The sequence below is a fragment of the Micromonospora sp. NPDC048894 genome, from assembly GCF_040649765.1.
GTDB classification, from domain to species: Bacteria; Actinomycetota; Actinomycetes; order Mycobacteriales; family Micromonosporaceae; genus Micromonospora; species Micromonospora antibiotica.
On record NZ_JBEZFY010000017.1, the window covers coordinates 24902 to 48139 of the forward strand.

20 protein-coding genes, 1 pseudogene and 1 riboswitch are annotated in these 23238 nt (G+C 72.3%); of the genes and pseudogenes, 5 read left to right on the forward strand and 16 right to left on the reverse strand.

What is annotated here, in order from left to right:
* Positions 1-20 precede the first annotated feature (20 nt).
* The 6 genes from AB0C22_RS27335 to AB0C22_RS27360 all read right to left on the reverse strand — a co-directional run bounded on the left by AB0C22_RS27335 (position 21) and on the right by AB0C22_RS27360 (position 6084).
* A complete protein-coding gene (locus AB0C22_RS27335; RefSeq protein WP_357537841.1) occupies positions 21-929 on the reverse strand; it encodes a ferritin family protein in 909 nt (302 codons plus the stop codon).
* 194 nt (positions 930-1123) lie between these two features.
* On the reverse strand, positions 1124-1747 hold the full coding sequence (locus AB0C22_RS27340) for an ATP/GTP-binding protein (protein WP_357537842.1): 624 nt from the start codon (positions 1745-1747) through the stop codon (positions 1124-1126).
* Positions 1728-2090 (reverse strand): DUF742 domain-containing protein, encoded by a 363-nt coding sequence (locus tag AB0C22_RS27345; RefSeq protein WP_067313317.1) that lies wholly within the window; start codon positions 2088-2090, stop codon positions 1728-1730. Before AB0C22_RS27345 ends, AB0C22_RS27340 begins: the two co-directional genes overlap by 20 nt.
* A gap of 84 nt (positions 2091-2174) precedes the next feature.
* Positions 2175-2582: a roadblock/LC7 domain-containing protein gene (locus AB0C22_RS27350; protein ID WP_067313320.1), complete on the reverse strand. Its 408-nt coding sequence runs from the start codon at positions 2580-2582 to the stop codon at positions 2175-2177.
* Positions 2579-5926: a nitrate- and nitrite sensing domain-containing protein gene (locus AB0C22_RS27355; protein ID WP_357537843.1), complete on the reverse strand. Its 3348-nt coding sequence runs from the start codon at positions 5924-5926 to the stop codon at positions 2579-2581. The genes AB0C22_RS27350 and AB0C22_RS27355 overlap by 4 nt, the downstream gene beginning before the upstream one ends.
* On the reverse strand, positions 5923-6084 hold the full coding sequence (locus AB0C22_RS27360) for a hypothetical protein (protein WP_208568179.1): 162 nt from the start codon (positions 6082-6084) through the stop codon (positions 5923-5925). The genes AB0C22_RS27355 and AB0C22_RS27360 overlap by 4 nt, the downstream gene beginning before the upstream one ends.
* A gap of 280 nt (positions 6085-6364) precedes the next feature.
* Between AB0C22_RS27360 and AB0C22_RS27365 the strand changes: the two genes are divergently transcribed.
* Positions 6365-7546, forward strand: coding sequence for an ABC transporter substrate-binding protein (locus AB0C22_RS27365; RefSeq protein WP_219464716.1), 1182 nt, complete (start codon positions 6365-6367; stop codon positions 7544-7546).
* Positions 7547-7618: 72 nt separating this feature from the next.
* On the opposite strand, the gene AB0C22_RS27370 is transcribed toward AB0C22_RS27365, so the two are convergent.
* Positions 7619-8488 carry an ABC transporter permease gene (locus AB0C22_RS27370; RefSeq protein WP_219464717.1) on the reverse strand — a complete coding sequence of 290 codons (870 nt, stop codon included), beginning with the start codon at positions 8486-8488 and terminating at the stop codon, positions 7619-7621.
* A gap of 100 nt (positions 8489-8588) precedes the next feature.
* On the reverse strand, positions 8589-9617 hold the full coding sequence (locus AB0C22_RS27375; protein WP_219464718.1) for an ABC transporter substrate-binding protein: 1029 nt from the start codon (positions 9615-9617) through the stop codon (positions 8589-8591).
* A 262-nt stretch (positions 9618-9879) separates the two neighbouring features.
* On the opposite strand from AB0C22_RS27375, the gene AB0C22_RS27380 reads away from it, so the two are divergent.
* The 4 genes from AB0C22_RS27380 (at position 9880) to AB0C22_RS27395 (ending at position 14448) form a co-directional block, all read left to right on the forward strand.
* Positions 9880-10665, forward strand: a complete 786-nt coding sequence (locus AB0C22_RS27380) for an ABC transporter ATP-binding protein (protein ID WP_208568183.1) — start codon at positions 9880-9882, stop codon at positions 10663-10665.
* Between the two features lie 2 nt (positions 10666-10667).
* A complete protein-coding gene (locus AB0C22_RS27385; protein ID WP_357537933.1) occupies positions 10668-11618 on the forward strand; it encodes an LLM class F420-dependent oxidoreductase in 951 nt (316 codons plus the stop codon).
* Entirely contained in the window at positions 11615-11923 is a 309-nt protein-coding gene (locus AB0C22_RS27390) for a cupin (protein ID WP_145921730.1), read from the forward strand. The genes AB0C22_RS27385 and AB0C22_RS27390 overlap by 4 nt, the downstream gene beginning before the upstream one ends.
* A gap of 86 nt (positions 11924-12009) precedes the next feature.
* On the forward strand, positions 12010-14448 hold the full coding sequence (locus AB0C22_RS27395) for a hypothetical protein (RefSeq protein ID WP_357537846.1): 2439 nt from the start codon (positions 12010-12012) through the stop codon (positions 14446-14448).
* 1241 nt (positions 14449-15689) lie between these two features.
* On the opposite strand, the pseudogene AB0C22_RS27400 reads toward AB0C22_RS27395, so the two are convergent.
* From AB0C22_RS27400 to thiE, 8 genes and pseudogenes are all read right to left on the reverse strand, one after another.
* Positions 15690-16843: pseudogene (locus AB0C22_RS27400) on the reverse strand (IS701 family transposase).
* 508 nt (positions 16844-17351) lie between these two features.
* Positions 17352-18944: a phosphomethylpyrimidine synthase ThiC gene (gene thiC / locus AB0C22_RS27405; RefSeq protein ID WP_357537848.1), complete on the reverse strand. Its 1593-nt coding sequence runs from the start codon at positions 18942-18944 to the stop codon at positions 17352-17354.
* Between the two features lie 17 nt (positions 18945-18961).
* Positions 18962-19750: a bifunctional hydroxymethylpyrimidine kinase/phosphomethylpyrimidine kinase gene (gene thiD, locus AB0C22_RS27410; RefSeq protein ID WP_219464723.1), complete on the reverse strand. Its 789-nt coding sequence runs from the start codon at positions 19748-19750 to the stop codon at positions 18962-18964.
* Positions 19747-20394: a thiamine phosphate synthase gene (locus AB0C22_RS27415; RefSeq protein WP_219464725.1), complete on the reverse strand. Its 648-nt coding sequence runs from the start codon at positions 20392-20394 to the stop codon at positions 19747-19749. Before AB0C22_RS27415 ends, thiD begins: the two co-directional genes overlap by 4 nt.
* Positions 20391-21161, reverse strand: coding sequence for a thiazole synthase (locus AB0C22_RS27420; protein WP_357537851.1), 771 nt, complete (start codon positions 21159-21161; stop codon positions 20391-20393). The genes AB0C22_RS27415 and AB0C22_RS27420 overlap by 4 nt, the downstream gene beginning before the upstream one ends.
* Before the next feature lie 5 nt (positions 21162-21166).
* Positions 21167-21367 (reverse strand): sulfur carrier protein ThiS, encoded by a 201-nt coding sequence (gene thiS / locus AB0C22_RS27425; RefSeq protein WP_219464730.1) that lies wholly within the window; start codon positions 21365-21367, stop codon positions 21167-21169.
* A 9-nt stretch (positions 21368-21376) separates the two neighbouring features.
* A complete protein-coding gene (gene thiO, locus AB0C22_RS27430) occupies positions 21377-22447 on the reverse strand; it encodes a glycine oxidase ThiO (RefSeq protein ID WP_219464732.1) in 1071 nt (356 codons plus the stop codon).
* Positions 22441-23067, reverse strand: a complete 627-nt coding sequence (gene thiE / locus AB0C22_RS27435; RefSeq protein ID WP_208568190.1) for a thiamine phosphate synthase — start codon at positions 23065-23067, stop codon at positions 22441-22443. The genes thiO and thiE overlap by 7 nt, the downstream gene beginning before the upstream one ends.
* Positions 23062-23170, reverse strand: a riboswitch (TPP riboswitch). It overlaps the preceding gene by 6 nt.
* Between the last annotated feature and the right edge of the window lie 68 nt (positions 23171-23238).

Here is a 23238-nt window from a genome sequence, read left to right on the forward strand (position 1 = left end):
ACGTCGCGCGGGCGGGATGCTCAGACCTCCAGTCGCACCAGCGCCCGCAGGAAGGCCGACGCGTGGTCGGCCTCGTCGAAGGCGATCTCCCGGAACAGCGCCGCCGCCCGGCGGTCACCCGCCGCAGCCGCCTGCCGGGAGAACGTGGGGTACATGACGGTGGCCTCGTACTGCTCGCCGTCGATCGACTCCCGCAGGTTGGCCGCGTTGTCGCGGACCAGTCCGGCCAGCTCGGCGGTCTGGGCGAAGTGCTCGCCCAGCTCCTGGCCGGCCGTGTTGTCCCAGAGCCGGGCCAGCCGGAGGACACCGGTGGCGCGGGCGTGCCCGGCGTACGAGGTGTAGCGCGCGTTGGCGAACGCCTCACCCCGTAGGGTGGCCTCCAGGTTCTCCTGGGTCGCCCCGGTGCAGGCGGGCAGGCTCGGCAGGATCGGCACCGGGGGCACCGCCTCGCCCACCGGGATGCGTACCCCGGAGCCCGGATCGGTAAGCGCTTGCAGCGCGGTGCGGAACCGGGCCGCGTGCACCGCCTCGTCGGCGGCGAGCTCGGTGAACAGCTCGGCCGCCTCGGCACAGCCGTCCTGCTGCGCCTGGGCGGCGAAGCCGGGATAGACCACTGTCGCCTCGTGCTCCTCGCCGGCGATCGACTCCCGCAGGTTGTCCACGTTGCTGCCGACGAAGTCGATCAGGTTCGCCTCGGCCGCGAAGTGGTCGTACCGCTCGGTCCGCGCCGTGTCGGCGAAGAGCCGGGCGATCCGCCGTTCGCCGGTACGCGCCGCCTGTTCGCCGTACGCCAGGTACTTCGCGTGGGCGAACGCCTCCCCCTCCATCGCCGTCAACGCGTCCGCCCGGGTCTGCGGATCGAGACCGGCCGCCTGGGCCGGCCCGGCGACTCCGGCCCCGAGCACGACCCCGGCCGCAATGATCGACATCACTGTCACTGTGCGCATGACGCCACCTCCACCAATGTTCCAGTGAGGAACCTCTCACTGGGCGTTACATTCGTGGAAAAGCGTACGTTGCTGCAGGTCAGAGTGGGTTCATCCAGTTTCTGGGCGCACCCGGAGGGCGTCGTCGGATTGAGCGCGGCCACGCCGTGTCGTTACAAATGGTGACAGGTTTGCCCTCAGCCCACCGGAGTCGGGAAGCCCCGGCCGTGCTCGGCCTGCAGCCGGATCATGGCGTGCTCGACCACCGTCACCAGCACCTGCTTGACCGACTCCCGGTCCCGGGCGTCGCACATCACCAGCGGCACGTCCGCCGAGATGGCCAACGCCTCGCGGACCTCGTCCGGCTCGTACAGGTCCGAGCCGTCGAACCGGTTCAGCGCCACCACGTACGGGAGTTTGCGGTTCTCGAAGTAGTCCAACGGGGCGAAGGCGTCGGTGATCCGCCGGGTGTCCACCAGCACGGCGGCACCCACCGCACCCCGGATGATCTCGTCCCACATGAACCAGAAGCGGGTCTGCCCGGGGGTGCCGAACAGGTACAGGATCAGGTCCTGCGCCATGGTGATCCGGCCGAAGTCCATGGCGACCGTGGTGGTCTCCTTGCCGGGCACCTTCGACGGATCGTCGATGCCGACGCCAGCGGCGGTCATCAGCGCCTCTGTGGTCAGCGGAGTGATCTCGGAGATCGCCCCGACCAGGGTCGTCTTGCCCACGCCGAAGCCGCCCGCGACCACGATCTTCGCGGAGACGATTCCCCGGCTCTGGCGCGACCCGACGGGGTCATAGCCTGCGAAGTCCACTTAGCACCCTTCCAAGGATTTCCATTCGCTCCTCGAACCCCTCGGCGGGAGCGGCAGTGTGTAGCGTGAGCAGACCGTCGGCGACCAGGTCGGCGACCAGCACCCGGGCGACGCCCAACGGCATCCGGGTGTAAGCGGCGATCTCCGCCAGCGACTGCGCCCGGCCCTCGCAGACGGTGGCGATCCGGTACTTGTCGTGGCCGGCGAAGCGGGACTCGGCCACCTGGGTCGCACTGGAGGTGAGCACCGCCTCCAGTGCGATGTCCCGGCTCGGCTCGGTGCGGCCCCGGGTGACCGCGTACGGACGCACCAACGCCCCGCGCGGGTCCCGTCGGGGGTCCATGCCGCGATCACCTCCTTCCGCCCGGGTCCGGCCCGGATGCGTCGTCCCTCCGGCCGGACGCGGTCGCGCCCGGCCTCACCGGTGCTACGAACGCACGGCGTCCCGGGGCAGCGGCACCAACGCCGCACCCACCCGTTCGACCAGCAACGCCATCTCGTAGCCGACCTGACCCACGTCACAGCTGCGGGCGGCGAGCACCGCCATCGACGAACCGTCGCTGATCGACATGAGGAACAGGTAACCGCTGTCCATTTCGATCACTGTCTGCAGCACCCCGCCCGCGCTGAACATCCGGGCGGCACCCTCGGTCAGACTCACCACGCCGGAGGTGATCGCGGCGAGCTGGTCGGCCCGGTCGGTGGGCAGGTCCCGCGAGGAGGCGAGCAGCAGCCCATCCGCGGACACCGCCACCACGTGGGCGATGCCCGCCACGCTGTCGGCGAAGTTGGTGAGCAGCCAACCCATGTCCTGCATGGCAGCTGGCCTGTTCATCGGTTCGTCTCCTTGGTCGAGGTGCTGTTGAGGTCCGCGCCTGCGGTGCGTCCGCGCTGCACGCCGCGGTGGTAGGCCGAGAGCAGACCGCGTACTTCGTCGGGGGTGCGGCGGCTGCGGTCCCGGCCCTCCTTCGGCTCGATCCCGCCGGGGACGAGCTGCGCCTGCGGCACCCGCTTCGGCAGGCCGGAACGGGTGGTGCCGGCGTTGGCCGGTTCGGCCGCCTGGCTGGCCCGGGTCCAGCCCTCGTCGGCCGCTGTCCGCCAGGCGTCGGCGTCGGCGGCCGGTGGGCCTGCCGGCGCCTCGGGCGCGGCCGGCGGGGTGGTGCCGAATGTCGACGCCGTGGTGGGGGCGGCCGGCGCGGTGGTGCCGAATGTGGACGCCGCGGTGGGGGCCGGCGGTACGGGTCCGGTGGCGGCGGGCGCTTGCGGGGCCGCCGGGGCGGGGGTGACGGTCGGGGTGCCGGCGGCGGTGGGTGCCGTCGGTACCCGGGTGGGCAGCGGCGGGCGGGTCGGCTTGCTCGCGCCGTTGGACCGCGGCGGTGCGGCCGGCGGTTCCTCGTCGAAGCGGGGCCGGGTGAAGATCGCGGTGGCGTCGTCGCCGTGCGACCGGAACCACACCGCCTCCATCTCCCGGAAGATCGGCGAGTCGGCCGGCCGGTCCGGGCGGGCGACCACCGGTGCGGCCGGCGCCGGCGGGGTGTAGGACGCGGCCGGTGCGGTGTACGGCTGGGCGGCCGGTGCGGCGTACGCGGCCGGCTGGGCCGCCGGGGCGAACGCCGCCGCGGCGGCGGCCGGGGCGAACGGGGTGGCCGCCGGAGCACCCGCGTACGGGGTGGCGGCGGGCGCACCGGCGTACGGGGTCGCCGCCGGGGCACCGGCGTACGGAGTCGTTGCCGGGGCACCGGCGTACGGAGTCGTTGCCGGGGCACCAGCGAACGGCATGGCCGGCGCACCGTAGGACTCCGTCGGGGCGGGCGTGGCACCGGCGACCGGGCCGACCGGGAGCACCGGGGCGGACTCGCCCGGCGCGGCCCGGCGCGGCAGCGGGTCGATGGTCGGGTTCGCCACCGTCGGGCTGCCGGCCGAGAAGGCCCCGAACCCGGAGTCGGCCGACGGGGCGGGGACCGGCGCGAACGGTGGGGCGGAGACCGGGCCGCCGAACTGCACGGCGGGGGCGGTCTCCCGGGCGTCCACCGGCGGCTGCCACGGCGCGGGCGCCGGTGGGGCGGTGCGCCACTGGTCGTTCAGCGTCGCCGCCGCGCTGCGGGCACCGCTGAAGGCCCCGCCGATGCCGGACGACGCGGGCGTCGGCTGCTCGACCGCGAGCGGCTGGCGCGGACGGCTGATCGCCTGGTCGCGGCCCCGGTGGGCGGGCAGGACCACGGTGGCGTTGGGCAGCGTCACCTGGGCGACGGTGCCGCCCTCGACGTTGCGTCGCAGCTCCACCCGGACGCCGTAGCGGCTGGCCAGCCGGCTGACCACGGCCAGACCCATCAGCCGGAAGGCGGCCACGTCCACGGTCGGCGGGGCGGCGAGGCGGCGGTTGAGCGAGTCGAGCTGCTCGTCGGTGAGGCCGAGTCCGCGGTCCTCGATCTGGATCAGCACATAGTCGCGGATCCGCCGGCCGTCGGCGACGACGGTGGTGGTCGGCGGCGAGAAGCGGGTGGCGTTGTCCAGCAGCTCGGCGACGAGGCGTACCACGTCGTTGACCGCGTGGGCGGCGACCGAGATGTCGGTGTCGACGGTGCCGAACTCGATCCGGTTGTAGAGCTCCACCTCGGACTGGGCGGCGCGCAGCACGTCGACCAGCAGCGCGTCGTCGCGGCGCGGCACCGCCGAGTCGGCACCGGCCAGCACCAGCAGGTTCTCGTCGTTGCGGCGCATCCGGGTGGCGAGGTGGTCCAGCTCGAAGAGCTGGGCGAGCCGCTTCGGGTCCTCCTCGCCGCGCTCGATCGCGTCCAGTTCGCCGATCATCCGGTCGACCAGGGTCTGACTGCGGCGGGCCAGGTTGAGGAACATCGCCGAGACGCTGGTCCGCAGCGCCGCCTGCTCGGCGGCGACCCGGACGGCCTCCCGGTGGACCACGTTGAACGCCAGGGCCACCTGGCCGACCTCGTCCCGGTTGGTCAACCGGATCGGGTCCCGCACCTGGCGGACGATCTCCTCGACCCCGCCGTCGCCGACGCTGCCCATGTTCTGCAACCGCTTGACCGCGTCCGGCAGGTCGTGGTTGGCCACCGAGAGGGCGCCCTCGCGCAGCCGGCGCAGCGAGTGGTTGAGCGAGCGGGCCAGCACCACGGCGAGGGTGATCGCGACGATCAGGGTGAGCAGCACCAGCACCGTCTCGATGACGGCCTGCTGGATGACGTCGCTGCGGGCCTGCTCGGAGCGGGCGAGCAGGGTGTCCTGGAGCTGGATCTCGGTCCACCGCATCAGGTCGTTGACCGCGCCGATCGCGGCGCTGGCGTCACCGGCGCTGATCGGGCTGCGCTGGCCGACCGAGCGGGTGATGTCGGCGGCCACCCGGTCGGCGAGGCCGACGGCGTCACCGGAGACCGCGCTGAAGACCAGCGCACGTTGGGTGGGGTCGGCGGCGAGGGAGAAGCCGAGCAGTGCCTCCTGCTGACTGGTCAGGGTCGCCACGAACGAGGAGAACTGCTCCTCGTCGAGGCGTCCGCTGACCAGTGCGGTGTAGGCGACCGCCTCCTCCTCGGCGACGGCGGACTTGGCCCGGCTGAACGCGGCCACCGCGCGGCGGGCGTCCGCGAGACTCTCCTGGCCGGGCAGCTGGGCCAGGGTGTCGCCGTACGAGACCAGGTCGGTGAGGATCACGCCGTACCGCAGGGTGGCCTCGGCGACGGGCATCTGCCGGCGGTCGAGCACCTCCTGCCGGGTCGCGTCGAGCGTCCGCAGGTGGTCGTCGATCACCTTGAGCCGGTCCCGCACGGCGGCCGGGACCTCACCGAGGTCGGCCCGCTCGGCCCGGTAGGCGTTGATCCGCTCACCGGTGGCCCGGACCCGCAGGTTGTAGTCGTCCGGGAGCAGCTGCGGGTTGGCCAGGTAGCCGGCGGCGGCCATCCGCTCCTTGTGCAGATCCTGCGTCAGCGCCGAAACGTCGATGGAGAGCGCGGTCAGCGAACGGATCTGGGTGGCGTCGACCGCACCCTCGGTAGTGGAGACGAGTCGGATTGTCGCCAGTGCGATGACCGCTGCGACCGGTACGACCAGAATGAGGGCGAGTTTGGAACGAATCCGCGCATCCCGAAGCCGGGGCAGTCGGCGCTCCCGTTCGGTTCCGGCGTTTTCGCCTGGCTCGGGCAGGGTCGTCGGTCCGGTGCTCACGACATCGCCTCCGTCGTATCTTCCACACGCCTGACCCGCCGACCCGCGCCTGGTGCGACGGACAGCGCCACGCGCGGCACGGCCGCGATTTCATCAGAGAAGATCCTGTTTGGGAAGCCGCGTTCGGACAGGAATCGGTCGACCAGCATGCTGATCACCGTTTTCCCTGCTTAGCAGGCCACCCCTGAACAGGGCATGTCACTCCAGAGTGTTCGTACGCCTCTGATGAGTGAGCATGGGTAAATATCTGATGTCCCCACAATGTGAGATTCGCGTCCCGAAACCGCCGACAGCATCCGCGCTTGACCGCACGCCCCGGCATTGGCAAGGTTTTGCAGGCTTTCGCGCACACCGTACGGCACACAATCCCGTTTCTCCACTGAGGACGGACTAGCGGCGGTGACCGGGCCCGTCCCGCGCCGCACCTGGAGGACTGAGTTGAGCCCCATCCGCTCCGCGACCATCGTGGCGCTCGCATCGGCCGTGCTGGCCACCACGCTCACCGGCTGCTCGTTCGGCGCGACAGAGGAGGACGACAGCCCGATCACGATCGCCGCCGATCTCGAACTCTCCGGCGTCGCCGCGCCGGTCGGCAAGGCGTACCAGCGCGCCCTGGATCTGAAGGTCGACCAGTTGAACTCCTCCGGCGCCCTGGGCTCCCGGAAGATCAAACTGGTGGTCAAGGACAACCGGTCCGACGCCAACGAGTCGCTGCGCAACATCGGCGACTTCAGCAACGACTCCACGGTCAACGCCATCATCATGGGCGGCTGCAACGAATGCGCCGTCGGTGCCGCGCGCACCATCAACGAACGGAAGGTGCCGACGATCGCACTCGCGCCGTCGGGCGCGGTCGCCAGCCCCGTCCCCGAACGCCGGTACGTGTTCAAGCTCGCGCCGAACGCGGGCGACAGCGCCGCCGCGCTCACCGCCGAACTGCGGCGGCGCGGGATCACCGAGGTCGGCATCCTGCACAGCGACGACGACTACGGCCGCGAGGGACTGACCGCGCTGGAGGGCGAGTTCCGCAAGGTCGGCATCAAGCGGGTCCGCGCCGAGGCGGTACGCACCACCGACACCGAACTCGCCGCACCGGTTCGCCGGCTGGTCGACCGGGACCCCACCGGGCTGGTCATCTGGACCCCGCCGGAGCAGGCCACCCTCGCCGCCACCGCCGCCGACCAGTCCGGTTACTCCGGGTCGCTCTTCCTCGACGCCGCCGCGGCCGGTGACCTCTTCCTGGGCGGCTCCGGCCGGGCCACCGAGCGGGCCACCCTGATCTTCACCCAGACCATGGTGATCGACGACGTCATCGCCACCACCCCGGCCAAGGCCGCCCGCCGGCAGTGGTTCCAGGACTACACGGCCCGGTTCGGCGGCTACAACGGCCTCTCGTCGTTCGCCGCCGACGCCGTCCAGCTGATCGCCGACTCGGCGGTACGGGCCGGCGGCCCGAGTGGCCGGGTCAACCGGGACGGCCTGCGGGACGTGCTGGAGACGTCCCAGTTGGACGGCCTGTCCGGGCCGATCCGGATGACCCCGGACAACCACTCCGGGCTGATGCCGCAGGCGCTGACCACGCTGGTGGCCCGGGGCGGCCGGTGGCGGCTGGCGAGCTGACCGCCCCCGACCGACGGGCCGGCCCCCGGGTGGGGTCGGCCCGTCGGTGCTTCGGGTCGGGTGGCTGCGGGGTCAGCGGGCCGAGGTGGTGGCCCGGACCCAGGGCAGGGCCAGCCGCTCGACCAGCGACAACGCCGAATAGAGCAGGATGCTCATCGCCGCGATCAGCACGATCGCCGCCCAGGCCGTGGCGGTGTCGCCGACCCCGTTGTACTGGAGGATCTGGTAGCCCAGGCCCGGCTTGTCGGAGTAGAACTCCCCGATCACCGCGCCGATCGCGGCCAGCGGCATCGCCACCTTCAGCCCGACGAAGATCTGCGGCAGGGCGGCCGGGAACCGCACCTTGCGGAACGACTGCCACCAGGAGGCGTTCAGCGACCGGGCCAGCTCGGCCAGGTCAGCCGGGGTGGTGGTCAGGCCGGTGGCGGTGGAGAGCACGATCGGAAAGAAGCAGAGCAGGAACACCATGGTCAGGATCGGCTTCGAACCCCAGCCGACCGAGACCACCAGCAGCGGCCCCAGCGCGATCTTGGGCACCGCGTTGATCGCCACCAGCAGCGGGGCGAACATCCGCTCGGCCCGCCGGGAGGCGGCCAGCGCCATCCCGATCAGCACCCCGGCGACCGTCGACAGCAGGAAACCGAGGACCGTCATCAGGGTCGTCGTGCCCAGCGCCGGGAAGAGCACGTCCGCCGATGCGGTCAGGGACGTCCAGACCGCCTGTGGTGGCGGCAGGGACGACGGGTGCACCAGGTGCAGCCCGGAGGTGACCACCCACCAGACGGCCACCGTGACCACCAGGCCGGCCAGCGGCAGGCCGACCGCCGCGGGGCGTATCCGGGACCAGGGTGACCGGGCGCGCGGTGGGGGCGCGGCCTGAACCGTGGGGGTCGGCGGTCCGGCCGATCCGGGTACGGGACGGGTCCGGATCGAGTCCGTCACAGGATCCTCCTCTCCTGCCGGCACGCTGGCCGGCACGCGAACGGGGGTGCGCCCACCGGTCGTCCCGCTGGGTCGCACCCCCGTGGCACCTCGGCGTCGATCAGGCCTTCGGGACGAGGTTGAAGTCGATGATCTGGTCCGGGGTGATGTTCGACTTGAGCGCGCCGGCGCCCTGGAGGATCGCGATGCTCTTGGCGACCCGGTCGCTGTCCAGGGTGCCGATGGCGGTGCCGGAGTTGCTGGAGCGCACGTAGCCGGCCATCAGCTGCAACTCGGCGGCGGCAGCTGCCGGGTTGGTGGTGTCCACGTTCTTCTTCAGGATCTCGGCCGCCTCCTGCGGCTTGGCCAGGGCGTACTCAAGCCCCTTGAGCAGCGCGGCGGTGAACTTCTTCACCTTCTCCGGGTTCTCCTTGGCGATCTTGCTGGAGGTGATCAGCGCGTTGCCGTAGAGGTCCTGCATCACGTTGCTGTACGGCAGCACGACGGGCTTCTTCTTGGTGACCGCCTCGACGGTCGGCTGACCGACGACGAACTGGCCGATGCCGTCGACCTGGCCGGAGGCCAGCGTGCCCATCAGGGTCTGCGCGTCACCGTTGACCCAGGTGACCTTGTTGTAGTCCACCCCGGCCATCCGGGCGTACGTCGGGAAGAGGTTGCGCACGACGGAGCCGGGGGTGTCGGCGAGCTTCTTGCCCTCGAGGTCCTTGGGCGTGGCGATGTTCTTGCCCTCGACCGAGACGATGGCGGCCATGGTGCGCTGCTGGATCGCGGCCACCGCCACGAAGTCCTTGGCCACCCCGTTGCCGACCTGGAGCAGGCCGCCGGTCAGGTCGATCGGACCGAAGTCGGCCTGGCCGCCGACGATGGTCTGGATGACCGCGCCGGTGCCCTGACCGGGCTTGATCTCCACCTCGAAGCCGGCCTCCTTGAAGAAGCCCTTGTCCTTCGCCACCCAGGCGTACGAGTCGCGACCGAAGTTGCCGAACGAGGTGAGGTAGGTCACCTTCTCCAGCGACTTGCCGTCGCCGGTCTTTGCGTCCGCCGAGTCGGACCCGCCACTGCAGGCGGATACCAGAGCGAGGGCGGTGGCCAGGGTGGCCGCGGCGACCGTGCGGGTCAGCCTTGTCATCAGTGCACCATGTCCTTTCCGACCGGGCGGTGTGCCCGGAGGGGGTTGTCGTTCCGGCGGGACGGCGTGAGGGGGCGCCGACGCAGCCGTCGTGAAGGGACTCTTCGCTGGCACAGCGTACGAGACACTTACCGTCACCACACCAGGCGGATCGGGTTGCGGAACGGAAACAACTCGACTCCACCCCGGACGGTGAGCGGCCGGCACGCTGGGGATATCCTTGTCGGATTCCTGACCGCCGACTCAGGGGAGACCGACGGCGATGATCAGACTGTCCGATGTGTCGCGTACCTTCGACGGCCGTTCCGGGCGGGTGGAGGCGCTGCGCGGGATCGACCTCGACGTGGCCGAGGGCGAGTTCGTCGCCGTGCTCGGCCGCTCCGGTTGCGGCAAGTCCACTCTACTCAGGATGATCGCCGGGTTGCTGCCCGTCAGCAGCGGCGAGATCACCGTCGCCGGCAGCCCGATCACCCGGCCCCGCCGGGACGTCGCGATGCTCTTCCAGAAACCCGCCCTGCTCCCCTGGCGCACGGTGCTCGACAACGTGCTGCTGCCGGCCGAGATCTTCGGCTGGAGCCGCGCCAAGCACCGCGAACGCGCCCGCCAACTGCTGGAACTCTCCGGCCTGGCCGGCTTCGAGAAGCGGCTGCCGCACGAACTCTCCGGTGGCATGCAGCAGCGGGTGTCGCTGTGCCGGTCGCTGATCGGCGAACCCCGGGTGATGCTGATGGACGAGCCCTTCTCCGCCCTGGACGCGCTCACCCGGGAGGAACTCTCCGGCGAACTGCAACGGGTGCACATGGAGACCGGGGCGACCGTCGTCTTCGTCACCCACTCCATCGACGAGGCGGTGCTGCTCGCCGACCGGGTGGTCGTGCTCAGCCCCCGCCCCGGGCGGATCCGCAAGATCGTCGACGTGGACATCCCCCGGCCCCGCACCCTCGGCCGCAACGCCCACCTGGCCGACGTCGCCCGGGTCAGCGCCGACCTGCACGAACTGCTGATGGAACGGGAGACACCGGCGACCGCCGGGGTGGAGGGACGATGACCGTGCGAGTGGCGATCTTCACCGAGCCGCACCGGGGCGCCAGCTACGACGACCAGCTCCGGTTCGCCCAGCTCTGCGAGGCCGGCGGCTTCGACGGGTTCCTCCGGGCCGACCACTACCGGGCGATGGGCGACGAACCCGGGCTGCCCGGCCCCACCGACGCCTGGCTGACCCTGGCCGCACTCGCCCGCGAAACCTCCCGCATCCGGCTCGGCACCCTGGTCACCTCGGCCACCTTCCGGCTGCCCGGCCCGCTGGCCGTGATGGTCGCCCAGGTCGACCAGATGAGCGGCGGCCGGGTCGAGCTGGGCATCGGCGCCGGCTGGTACGAACGGGAACACACCGCGTACGGCATCCCCTTCCCCAAGGTCGGCGAACGCTTCGACCGGCTCGCCGAGCAGCTGGAGATCGTCACCGGGCTGTGGCGCACCCCGGTCGGCGAGACCTACAGCTGGGCCGGCGAGCATTACCAGCTCGTCGACGCCCCCGCCCTACCCAAGCCGGTCCAGCAGCCCGGCCCGCCGATCATCATCGGCGGCCGGGGTCCGAAACGCACCCCCGACCTCGCCGCCCGGTACGCCGACGAGTTCAACATGCCGTTCAAGTCGGTCGAGGAGACCGCCGAGGCGTACGACCGGGTACGGGAGGCGTGCGACCGGACCGGCCGGGCCGGGTCGGGACGGGCACCGCTGGTGCTCTCCGCCGGGATCGTGGTGGCGATCGGGCGTACCGACGCCGAAGCCCAGCGCCGGGCCGCACCGCTGCACGTCAAGAGCGCCCTGCCGCCGGAGGACCCGGTGGTCGGCTCCCCCGCCCAACTGGTCGACCGGATCGGCGAGTTCGCCGCGATCGGGGCCACCCGGGTCCACCTGCGGTTGATCGAACTCGACGACCTCGACCACCTGGAGCTCATCGCCGCCGAGGTGCTCCCCCAACTGGGCGGAACCCGATGACCGACGTGACCCACGACCTCGAACTCGGCCCGGTCGGCCAGGAGATCGTCTTCGAGAACGACCGGGTCCGGGTGTGGCACATCCGGCTCGCCCCGGGTGAGCGGCAGCCGCTGCACCGGCACGACCACCCGTACCTGGTGGTGGCGATCGAGGGCGCGAAGAACGTGGTGCAGACGATCGACGGGACCCGGATCGACGCCGACGAGCCCACCGGCGGGGTGGTCTACCGGGACCCGGGTGCCGTCCACATGCTCACCAATGTCGGGGACACGACCTATCTGGCCCGCCTGGTGGAACTCAAGTAGTCGCTGGTAGCGCTTGGGTAACAGCTGGTCCCGGCCGCGCCGCGCCACAGTGGCGATCGGGCGCACCGGGCCGTAACGTGCGCGACATGGCCTTTCGGACGTGGGGCAAACTGCTGCTCACCGCACTCGGGGTGAGCATGTTGGCCGGGGCCGGCCAGCTCGGCATCGCGTACGGCTTCGGCATCGTCCGACTCACCGGCGACTTCACCGACGTCAACCGGTGGCCGGCCCAGCTCGCCTGGGTGGGCTGGTTCGCGGTGACCGCCGCCGTGGTCGGCGCGGTCCTCACCGGCCGGCTCGTCCGCCGTGAAGGGCTGCCGCAGGACACCCCGGTACAGCTGGCGATCTCCGGGGCCGCCGCGCTCGGCGCGCTGGTCGTCGCCCCGCTCTGCATGCAGCCCGCACGGGCCGCCGACGTCAACGCCGTCGACCCGGTCTGGGCGGTCGGCATCTGCGCGGTCGCCGGGGCGGTGGTCGGCGCGGTCGCCGCCTCGGCCGTCCTGCTGCGCCCTCCGCTGGGCTGGAACGTCGCCCTGCTGGGCGGGACGATCTGGCTGGTCGCGCTCCTGTCGGTCGCACCAGCGGTGCTGTCCGGCGAGCCGCTGCGCACCGTACGCCTGGGGGTGCTGGAGCCCTCCTGGCTCGGGGCGGACCGGGCACAGCGGCTGGCGATGCTGCTGCCCGTGATCGCGCTGGTGGCCGGCGCGGTGACCGGCGGGGTGGCCCGGCGACGGGGACACCCCCGGCTGACCGGCGGGGCCACCGGGGTCGCCGGGCCGGTGCTGCTCGCCTTCGCCTACCTGACCGCCGGGCCGGGTGACCAGGTGGACCGGTACCAGCTCGCCCCGTACTACGGCGTGGTGATCGCGGTCGTCACCGGCGCGCTCGGCTCGGTCGCCGCCACCCTGCTGCGCTGGCCGCTGCTGCCCGCCCGCGCCGCCCGCCGCGACGGCGAGGCGGCGATCGAGCCGACCGACATCCTCGCCCCGCTGCCGGCCGTGGCCGACCCGGCCCGCACCGCCGCTGCCGGCTCCGGCCCGGACCGGACCGGCCTGACCGGCTCCGAGCTCACCGGCTCCGAGCTGGCCGGCATCGGCGCGGACGAGCCGGTCACCGTGGACCTGAGCGCCGCCACCCGCGCCCTCCGCCCCGACCGACCGGACGCCGCCCGCTCCCGCGCCGCCGACCGGCCCGCTGCCGCCGCCTCCGCGATGGCCTCCGGGTCCTCGGCCGACATCGCGTCGGGGGTCGGCGGGGTGCCGGCGATACCGGGCACCGGCCCGGGGTGGCCGTCGCCTGACGCGCCGGGCACCGGCCGCCACCCGGCCCACTGGGACTGGCCGGACCCCGCCGCCACGGTCGCCGACCGGCACGCCTCCCGCACCACCCCACCCCCGACCAGGCCCGAACCGAGCCGGACCGGCGCGGCCCCGGCCGCTCCGGCCCCGACCGGCCTGACCACGACCGGGGTGAGCACGACCGGGGCGGCCTGGAGCGGCTCGACCCCGATCGAGCCGGCTCCGAGCCCGAACCGGCCGGCCCCGACCGGGCCGGACCCGGCGGCAGCCACCCCGGACGGGCCGGCCGGGGACGCACCGGGTGCGACGTCGTCCGCGGGGGCGGGAGCTGGTCGGGCCGGGTCGCCGCGAAGCCGCTCAGGCCAGCGGAAGGCGGCAGCCGCCGAAGAGGCGGGCAGCGAGGTCGGCGCAGTGCGGCCGGCAGCAGGTGCCGGGCCGGCCACCGGGGAGGAGTCCGTGGCCACGCCCAAGCCCCGGGCGAAGCGGGCCAGCCGCGCCCGGTCCACCGCGACCGGAGCTGCGGCCGTCCCCGCCCGCCCCGAACCCTCGCCCGTCGCAGAGACAGGCGGTACCGGGGAGGACCGACCGGCCGGCTCCGGCCCGACCGGCAGCCCGACACCGGATGACGTCGACGCCGCCCCGGTCGGCACGACGGCACCGGAAACCACCAGCCGGGGCGGCACCGCTGCGGCCACGCCGATCACCGAGGACGTGCCGCCGGTGGCCGGCGTACGGCACGTTGCGCCGGGTGGCGTCGAGGCCACCCCCCGCCCCCGCCACCACCTGCCGGATCTCGGCGGTACGGGTGGCCCGGCCGGTGCCCACCGACCCGCACCGGCCCGGGCCGCCCTGCCGTTTCCCGAACCGGGTGCCACCGAGCAGACGGACGCCCCGAAGCCGATCAGTCTCCGCTGGGAGCCGGAGAAGTCCAGCGGCACCGCGCCGGTGAACGGTCCGACCGTCGACCCTGACCAGTCCGATCCCACTACCGACGACGGCAGCGCGCCGGAACAGACCGGAAAGACCAAGAGTCGACGGGGACTGTTCCGGCGCAACCGCTCCCCACAGGACGCCCCAATGGACGAAGTCGACCCGAAGTCGGCGACGCCGGACGACGAGTACGTCGACTGGGTCACCGGCCTGGGCAAGCCCTTGGCTGACAACGAACCGGACCGGGACAGCGGCCGACGCTCCCTGCGCACCAGCGGCCGCCACCACCGCGACTGACCCACTCGCCCCCGGTTTGCATCGGTGATTAAGAGGTTCGCGTCAACCCATCATGCAAACCCCTTGGCCACCAGCCCACACCCAGCAGGCAAGACACCCAGTAACCCGGGCACGCCCCAGCTAGGGGCAGGGCGTTCGGGGACCTGCGGCACCGTCTGGACGCAAACCCTGCTCCTGCACGGTGAACTCGCCGCGCGGAGCCGAAGAAACTGCGCTACCGGACAGATGAAAGGTCGAGGGTGGAGCTATAGATCAAACCAGGCGCCATTGCAGCGGACACTGCAGCTTGCGGCATCAGTTAGAGACTGTGGGGCTGGGGAAGGTGCCACTGCCCGCGCTGACCCAAACCGAGCGGAACGAGCCGCCGGAGTTCCAGTTGTTGGTGAACCCGCAACTCTGGCCGGCCGGCCACTGGCCGCTGCAGCCCGTTTGCACCAGGTTGCTACCCCTGTACATCTGGAGGCTACCGCTAACGTAGGTCCCAGACTTGACTTTGATGCTCGCCCTCCCTTGGACCCCGCTGATTCTCTCGACGCAGACGTCAAACGATACGCCACCGCTGACGTAGCCGATACATTGCGGGGCCGCCCACGCCGGGGACGCCGGGATGAGAATGGCGGCGGCAGCCAGGCCCGCCGCAGAGGCCGCAAGCGTGACCCTTTTCACAATACGAGGACTTTTGATTGGCACTCGAATCTACCACCTTTACGAATGGAGTGCATCCAGAGATATGCAACAACAAGGGGAGGTAAAATTATGCAAACCCAATTCCCGGGAATTTGATGTGAGCCTATCTCATAAGTTCAATCCTTTCAAGGTCGTTGCCTCAGTTTGCGGTCTCTCCGAGGTTGAGCACGGCGAGCTCGTCACCGTCGGCAGCCGTAATCATCCGAATTCCCGGCCGCAACAGCGACGCAGCGTTGTCGGCGATCAGGCTCGATCGCGGCAGCGATCATCTGCCCGGCCAGGCAGGCTTCGTCGCGAACCTGATCTCCTCAGGTACGCCGGCGGCGGTGAGCCGCTCGGGCCGCTGGGACCAGGTCACCTCCGGCAGAGAGCGTACGATCGATCAATGCCGGCCCAAAGGGATGACGCAGGCAGGAACACCTCGACCTAGTACTCCAGCCGCACCTGGTGAAGTCAGTGTCTTCGCTGGTAGTGGGCCAGTTTGGCGCGGTACTGGTGTCGTCGTCGCTATCGTGACCATCGATGGATGTGGTCGAAGGGGCGGGTGGTGGTGATCAGGTGTGCCAGGAGACGGCGGACCTCGCCGAGGGTGAGGGGGATGAGGCCGTCATCGGGTTCGGTGCCCCCTTTCTAGCGTGGGCGGCGGTGACGGTGAGGTAGGCATGGGCGCACAGAACGAGAGTTATGTGCCGGTACCAGGCGTCGTACCGACGCACCTGGTAGTGGTCGAGGCCGATCTCGGTCTTGGCGGTCTGGAAGCACTCCTCGATCGCCCAACGGGTCCCGGCGATGCGGATCAGCTGCTCGTCTTGGGTGCCTGCAGATCGGTGGGGTTGGTGATGCTGCGTCGGATCAGCAGCCAGTGGCCGGATCCGTCGCCCGTACCGGGCAGGGAGGCCACGGCCCAGTCATTGAGTCGCGGTCCCTTGGCGCCGTCGCCGCAACTGCGCCGCTTCCACACCAGGGCCGGCGCGTTCGCGGCGAGGACGTCCGGGCGGGAGCTGCCCACCGTGGTCGGGACCCGCTGGTTGCGGGGCACGGCGAGCACGTAGCCCATCCGGTGCTGCTGCAGCCACGTCCGGAACTTGGAGTCCTGTCCGTAGGCCTCGTCCGCGGTGACCCACCTCGCCTGTAGGCCGGCGGTGACGGCGCGTTCAAGCATTCGCAGGCCAAGCACGGGTTTCGTGGCAAACCCGACGCTGGCCGCGATGCCGGCTTCGGCGCGGCGGGCGGGGTCGTCGCACCAACCACGGGGCAGATACAACTCCCGGTCGATCAGCGTGCGCCCGGCTGGGCTGGCGTAGGCGAGGAACACCCCGAGCTGGCAGTTCTCCGTTCGTCCAGCCGTGCCCGAGTACTGGCGCTGCACCCCGGCCGACTTGATTCCCTTCTTCAGGAACCCGGTCTCGTCGACGATCAGCACCCCGTCGTCATCGCCGAGGTGCTCGGACACGTAGGCGAACAGGTCATCGCGGACCGACTCCGGGTCCCACGCCGACCGGTTGAGCAGCCGCTGCATCCGATCCGGCGTCGCGTCGCCGGCAGCCTCGGCCAGGGTCCAGCCGTTCTTGCTGGCCAGGGGTGACAGCAACCCGACCAGGTAGGTCAACGCCTGCCGGCGCGGCTCCGCCCGCCCGAACCGGTGCGCGAACCGCGCCAACAGATCATCCAGACCCGCCCGCCAGCCCACAATCTCATCGATCAGCACAAGCCCGAGAGCCTGCCCCCACGGCGACTGGCCACAACAGACAGACAGTCCGATCACGGAACCACCGACCGAATAGCATCGACACAAGCAGCTACGTGATGGGCTCAACCCCGACATCGATCACGCCAATGAGCTGCCCAAACTCCAGATGAGGCAACTGCGGCTGGAGTACTAGCTGTTCTCGATCCGTCCGGCTCGGAGTGACCGAGCTGCTCAATCGACCACGCGCGCAAGTCGCTGGGGAGTGCGTAGATTTCGACGCACTCCCCAGCCCGCCCCGGTCGAACCCGCCGATCGCAGGCTGACGCAAACCTCTTGATCGCCAAGCCGCAAGCCACCCGCCCAGGCAGACATCAGGGCGCGGTGATCAAGAGGTTTACGTCATCCCCCGACCACACCTAATGCAAACCTCTTGATCACCGGGGCGGACCCGAGGCGCGGCCAAGCGCCGCCGACCCGCGCAGCCGCCCGAGCCGGTGCCCCCGGACAGCCACCGAGGCAGGCCAGTTCAGGCGAGGGGAAGGTAGACGCGGTTGCCGGTGGAGCGGAATTCGGCCGACTTGTTCTGCATACCCTGGGCGGCGTACTCCTTCAGCTCCTGGGTGATCTTCATGGAGCAGAACTTCGGGCCGCACATGGAGCAGAAGTGGGCGGTCTTCGCCGGCTCCGCCGGGAGCGTCGCGTCGTGGTAGGCGCGGGCGGTCTCCGGGTCCAGCGACAGGTTGAACTGGTCTTCCCAGCGGAACTCGAACCGCGCCTTGGACAGCGCGTCGTCCCAGGCCTGCGCGCCGGGGTGCCCCTTGGCCAGGTCGGCCGCGTGTGCGGCGATCTTGTACGCGATCACGCCGGCCTTCACGTCGTCCCGGTCGGGCAGGCCGAGGTGTTCCTTCGGGGTGACGTAGCACAGCATGGCGGTGCCGAACATGCCGATCATCGCGGCCCCGATGGCCGAGGTGATGTGGTCGTACGCGGGCGCGATGTCGGTGGTCAGCGGGCCGAGGGTGTAGAACGGGGCCTGGTGGCACCACTCCTGCTGGAGGTCCACGTTCTCCTTGATCTTGTGCATCGGCACGTGGCCGGGGCCCTCGATCATCACCTGCACGTCGTACTCCCAGGCGATCCGGGTCAACTCGCCGAGGGTGCGTAGCTCGGCGAACTGGGCCTCGTCGTTGGCGTCGGCGATCGAGCCGGGTCGCAGCCCGTCGCCGAGGGAGAACGTCACGTCGTAGCGGGCGAGGATCGCGCACAGCTCCCGGAAGTTGGTGTAGAGGAAGTTCTCCTCGTGGTGCGCCAGACACCAGGCCGCCATGATCGAACCGCCCCGGGAGACGATCCCGGTGACCCGGTCGACGGCCAGCGGCACGTACGGCAGCAGCACCCCCGCGTGCACCGTCATGTAGTCGACGCCCTGCTCGGCCTGCTCGATGACGGTCTCCCGGAACACCTCCCAGCTCAGCTTGACCGGGTCGCCACCGACCTTCTCCAGCGCCTGGTAGATCGGCACGGTGCCGATCGGCACCGGCGAGTTGCGGACGATCGCCTCCCGGGTCTCGTGGATGCGCTTGCCGGTCGACAGGTCCATCACGGTGTCCGCGCCCCACCGGGTGGCCCAGGTCAGCTTCTCCACCTCCTCGGCGACCGACGAGGTCACCGCCGAGGTGCCGATGTTGGCGTTGACCTTCACCAGGAACGCCTTGCCGATGATCGCCGGCTCGCACTCGGGGTGGTTGACGTTGAGTGGCAGCACCGCCCGGCCGGCGGCGATCTCGTCGCGCACCAGCTCCGGCGGCAGCCCCTCCCGGATCGCCACGAACTCCATCTCCGGGGTGACCACCCCGGCGCGGGCGTACCAGAGCTGGGTGGGGCGTTTGGCGTCGACGCCGGCCAGCGGGGTGCCCGCGCCCCGGACCGGCGCGACGTCGCCCCGCTCGGCGATCCACGGTCCGCGCAGCGGCGGCAGCCCCACCTCCGGGTCCGAGCCGGGGCCGGAGGTGTCGTAGAGGCGCAGCGGCGGGTTGTCCCCGGCCAGCTCCACCTCGGCGAACGGCACCCGGACGTCCGGCCGGGACCCCTCGACGTAGACCTTGCGACGTGCCTGCATGACAGCCTCCCTGTTGGTCATCGGGACCAGCCGAAGTGGTCCAGCGGGCCGCGTCCCGCGCCCAGTTCCCAACCCCGCGCGCCGGTCAGCGCACGGGTGACGTACTCCTTGGCGGTGGCGACCGCGACCGGCACCGGGTCGCCGGCGGCCAGCCGGACGGCGATCGCCGCCGAGAACGAGCAGCCGGTGCCGTGGCTGTGCCGGGTGTCCACCCGGGGGGCGCGCAGCAGGGTGGTCGTTGCGCCGTCGGCCAGCACGTCGACCGACTCGCCGGCCGCGTCGACGTCACCGCCGGTGACCACCACGTACTCGGGGCCGCCGGCCGCCAGGGCCTGCGCCGCGGCGACCATCTCCTCGACCGTGGTCACCGGGCGTCCGGTGAGGGCGGCGGCCTCCGCGCAGTTCGGCGTCGCCACCCGGGCGTACGGCAGCAGCCGCTCGACGGCCGCGACCACCCCGAGCCGGTGTCCGCTGGTGGCGACGAGCACCGGGTCGACGACGAGGTGCGGCAGCCGGCCCGCCTTCGCCGCCTCGGCCACCGCGTCGGCGACCGCCGGGGTGCCGAGCATCCCGGTCTTCACCGCCCGGACCGCGAAGTCGCCGAGCACGCTGTCGAGCTGCTCGGTGACGGTGCGTGGGGGTAGCGGCAGCACGGCGTCCACGCCCCGGGTGTTCTGCGCGGTGACGGCGGTCAGCACGCTGGTGCCGTACGCGCCGAGGGCGGCGAAGACCTTCAGGTCGGCCTGGATGCCGGCGCCGCCGCCGGAGTCGGAGCCGGCGATGGTGAGCACGGTCGTGGGTGTCATGTCGTCTCCTCGGGCCACGCGTCGGTGCTCGGGGTGCGGGGGAAGGCGCTGGTGAGGGTCGTCGCGGCCCCGGTCGGGTCGGCGGCCCGCATGATCGCGCCGAGCACCGCCACCCCGACCGCGCCCGCGTCGACGCAGGCCGTCACCTGCTCCGGTGTCTCGACGCCGCCCAGGGCGAGCACGGGCACCGGGCTGCGCCGGATCAGGTCGCGCAGCCCGTCCGGGCGCAACGGTGGGCCGTAGCCGGGTTTGCTGCGGGTGGCCCAGACCGGTGAGAGCGTCACGTAGTCCTCGGTGGTCAGTCGGGCCAGCTCCGCCGTGTCGTGGCAGGACCGGCCGACCAGTCCGACGGCCGGCGGCGGGTACGGCCCGGCGGCGGGCAGGTGGACGGCGTCCCCGTCCAGCGGGTCGGGGCCGGCCACGATCAGGGTGCCGCCGGCCTGCGCCAGGACGGCCCGCAGGTCGACGGCGATCGCCGCCCGTTCGGCGCGGGGCAGGTCCCTCTCCCGCAGCACCACCCACCGCACCCCACCGCCTACCGCCCCCGCGACCACGTCGACGAGGTCGCCGCGCGCCACCAGCCGGTCGGTCAGCAGCACCACCCCGTCCGGCCGGAGGAGGGGTGGGGCGGCCGGGCGGGTCACAGGTCGGGTCTTCCGTCGTCGGGGGTGGAGGCGAGGGCGTGGAAGCGGCGGGGTATCCGCCCGGCGTTGTACGCGAGCCGCCCGGCCCGTACGCCGTGCCGCATGGCGGTGGCCATCGCCGTCGGGTCGGCGGCCCGGGTGACGGCGCTGGCCAGCAGCACCCCGTCGCAGCCCAGTTCCATGGCGAGGGCCGCGTCGGAGGCGGTGCCGATCCCGGCGTCGAGGATCACCGGCACGTCGACGCTCTGCCGGATGAGCCGGATGTGGTGCGGGTTGGTGATGCCCAGTCCGGAACCGATCGGCGCACCGGCCGGCATCACCGCCGCGCAGCCGACGTCGGCCAGCCGGCGGGCCAGCACCGGGTCGTCGGAGGTGTACGGCAGCACGACGAAGCCGTCGGCGACGAGTTCCTCGGCGGCCCGCAGCAGCTCCACCCCGTCCGGGAGCAGGGTGCGTTCGTCGCCGATCACCTCCAGCTTGACCCAGTCGGTGTCGAACGCCTCCCGGGCCAGCCGGGCCACCTTGACCGCCTCGGCGGCGGTGTAGCAGCCGGCGGTGTTGGGCAGCAGCCGCACCGCGCACCGGTCGAGCAGGTCGAGCAGTCCCCCGGCGGTGCCGGGGGCGGTGTCGACGCGGCGCAGGGCGAGGGTGACCAGTTCGGTGCCGGAGGCCCGGATCGCCTGTTCCAGCACGTGCAGGTTGGCCGCGCCGCCGGTGCCGAGGATGAGCCGGGAGGTGAAGGTCTGTCCGGCGATGGTGAGGGGCATCCGGGTCACCCGCCCTGGGCGGCGCTGAGCACCTCGACCCGGTCGCCGTCGCGCAGCTCGGTGGCGGGCCAGCCGCCCCGGGGGACCACCTCGCCGTTGACCGCGACGGCGATTCCGCGCCGCTGCCCGGTGACCGTGGCGACCAGGTCCGCGACGGTCGTGCCGCCGGCCAGCTCGCGTCCGACGCCGTTGACGATCAGTCGCACGTGTCCTCCTCAGTGGAACCGGTCGGCGGTGAAGGGGGTGAGCAGCGGGTCCGGCTGACCGGTGACGATCAGGTCGGTGATCAGGTCGGCGGTGACCGGGGTGAGCACGATGCCGTGCCGGTGGTGGCCGGTGGCGGCGAGCACGCCGGGGCGGCCGGGCAGCGGGCCGAGGATCGGCGCGTTGTCCGGGGTGCCGGGGCGCAGCCCGGCGGTGGCCTCGGTCAGCGCGTACTCGGCGAGTTCGGGGACGAGGTCGACGGCGGCCCGGAGCAGCCGCAGCACCGCCCCGGTGGTCACCTCGGTGTCGGCGCGTTCCTCGACGGTCGCCCCGAGGACCACCTCGCCGTCGTCGCGGGGGACGAGGTAGACCGACTCGCCGTCGGCGTACCCCCGGATGACGTGCCGGAAGCCGGGCGGGCGCTGGTCGGGCGCGCGCAGCCGCAGCACCTGGCCCTTGACCGGGCGGACCGGCAGCCCGGTCAGCGCGGCGGCGCCGCAGCCGGCGGCGACCACGACGACGGGCGCGTCCACCTCGGCCAGTCGGGTCACTAGGCCGGGCAGCAGGGTCGCGCCGGCCCGCTCGGCGGCGACCCGGAGCGCGTCGACCAGCCGGCGCGGGTCGACCTGGTGGTCGCCGGGGGCGACCGCTCCGCCGCGCAGCCGGGGGGTCAGCGCCGGTTCGCGCTCCCGCAGCTGCGACGGGCGCAGCGCGCTGATCGGCAGCCCCAACCCCTGCTGGTACGACCAGAGCCGGCGGGCTTCGGCCAGGTCGTCCCCGGTGAGCCCGACGACGAGGGTGCCGTCGGTGCGGTAGCCGAACTCCCTGCCGGTGGCGGCGGTCAGTTCGGCGGCGAAACCCGGCCAGCGGGCGGCGGACGCGGTGAGCAGCCCGGTCAGTTCCCGTTCCCCGAAGTACGCCTCGGCGACCGGGGCGAGCATCCCGGCGGCGACCCGGGACGCGCCGGAGCCGGGGGCCGGGTCGTGCACGGTCACCCGCAGGCCCCGGGTGGCGCAGCGCCAGGCGATCGCCAATCCGACCGGCCCCGCGCCCACGATGGCGACGTCGGGCCGGGTCAGCACGTCAGTGCCGCGATCAGTTCGGCGGTGGCCCGGCCCGGGTCGGCGGCGGTGGACAGCGCCCCGACCACCGCCACGCCGTACGCCCCGGCGGCCCGCAGCGCCGGCACGGTGGCGGCGGTGACCCCGCCGATGGCGATCACCGGCACGGCGACGGCGGCGACGACGGCGTGGATGCCGGCGGGGCCGATCGGGTCGGGCAGGCCGGTCTTGGTGGCGGTGGGATGGCACGGGCCGACGCCCAGGTAGCTGGCCCCGGCGGCGACGGCCCGGGCGGCGGCGTCCGGTTCCCGGGCGGTCGCGCCGAGCACGGCGGCGGGGCCGAGGACCCGGCGGGCCGCCGCGACGGGCAGGTCGTCCGCGCCGACGTGGCCGCCGTGGGCGTCCACCGCGAGGGCGACGTGCAGCCGGTCGTTGACCAGGCAGGTCGCCTCGTACGGCACGCAGAGCGCGCGTACCCGTCGGGCCAGGTCGTACGCCTGCCGGTCGGTGGTGTCGTCGGTCACCCGGACCTGGACGACGAGGTCGGCGCGGGCCACCGGGAGGGCGGCCCGTACGACGGCGAGCGGGTCGCACCCGGGGCGGGTGTCGGTGATCAGATGCAGTCGGCCGAGGGACGGCACGGCAACTCTCCTCCCTGCGCCGGCATTACCCGGATCAGGTTCGACGGTCGGGGGCTCTCAGCCCCCCTCTCAGCCCGGTGTACCGGGCTCCCGTGGGTCACGTGCCTGTGACCGTACGACAGATCCGCTGATCCGCCAAGGGGTGTTAGATTGATCCAGGACTATCAATGC

What these genes read in the sequence shown, in the direction of transcription:
- AB0C22_RS27335 (WP_357537841.1), bottom strand. Translation starts at nt 929, where the DNA reads ATGTCGATCATTGCGGCCGGGGTCGTGCTCGGGGCCGGAGTCGCCGGG.
- thiD (WP_219464723.1), bottom strand. Translation starts at nt 19,750, where the DNA reads ATGACACCCACGACCGTGCTCACCATCGCCGGCTCCGACTCCGGCGGC.
- thiC (WP_357537848.1), bottom strand. Translation starts at nt 18,944, where the DNA reads ATGCAGGCACGTCGCAAGGTCTACGTCGAGGGGTCCCGGCCGGACGTC.
- AB0C22_RS27345 (WP_067313317.1), bottom strand. Translation starts at nt 2,090, where the DNA reads ATGGACCCCCGACGGGACCCGCGCGGGGCGTTGGTGCGTCCGTACGCG.
- AB0C22_RS27350 (WP_067313320.1), bottom strand. Translation starts at nt 2,582, where the DNA reads ATGAACAGGCCAGCTGCCATGCAGGACATGGGTTGGCTGCTCACCAAC.
- AB0C22_RS27390 (WP_145921730.1), top strand. Translation starts at nt 11,615, where the DNA reads ATGACCGACGTGACCCACGACCTCGAACTCGGCCCGGTCGGCCAGGAG.
- AB0C22_RS27375 (WP_219464718.1), bottom strand. Translation starts at nt 9,617, where the DNA reads ATGACAAGGCTGACCCGCACGGTCGCCGCGGCCACCCTGGCCACCGCC.
- AB0C22_RS27395 (WP_357537846.1), top strand. Translation starts at nt 12,010, where the DNA reads ATGGCCTTTCGGACGTGGGGCAAACTGCTGCTCACCGCACTCGGGGTG.
- AB0C22_RS27420 (WP_357537851.1), bottom strand. Translation starts at nt 21,161, where the DNA reads ATGCCCCTCACCATCGCCGGACAGACCTTCACCTCCCGGCTCATCCTC.
- AB0C22_RS27380 (WP_208568183.1), top strand. Translation starts at nt 9,880, where the DNA reads ATGATCAGACTGTCCGATGTGTCGCGTACCTTCGACGGCCGTTCCGGG.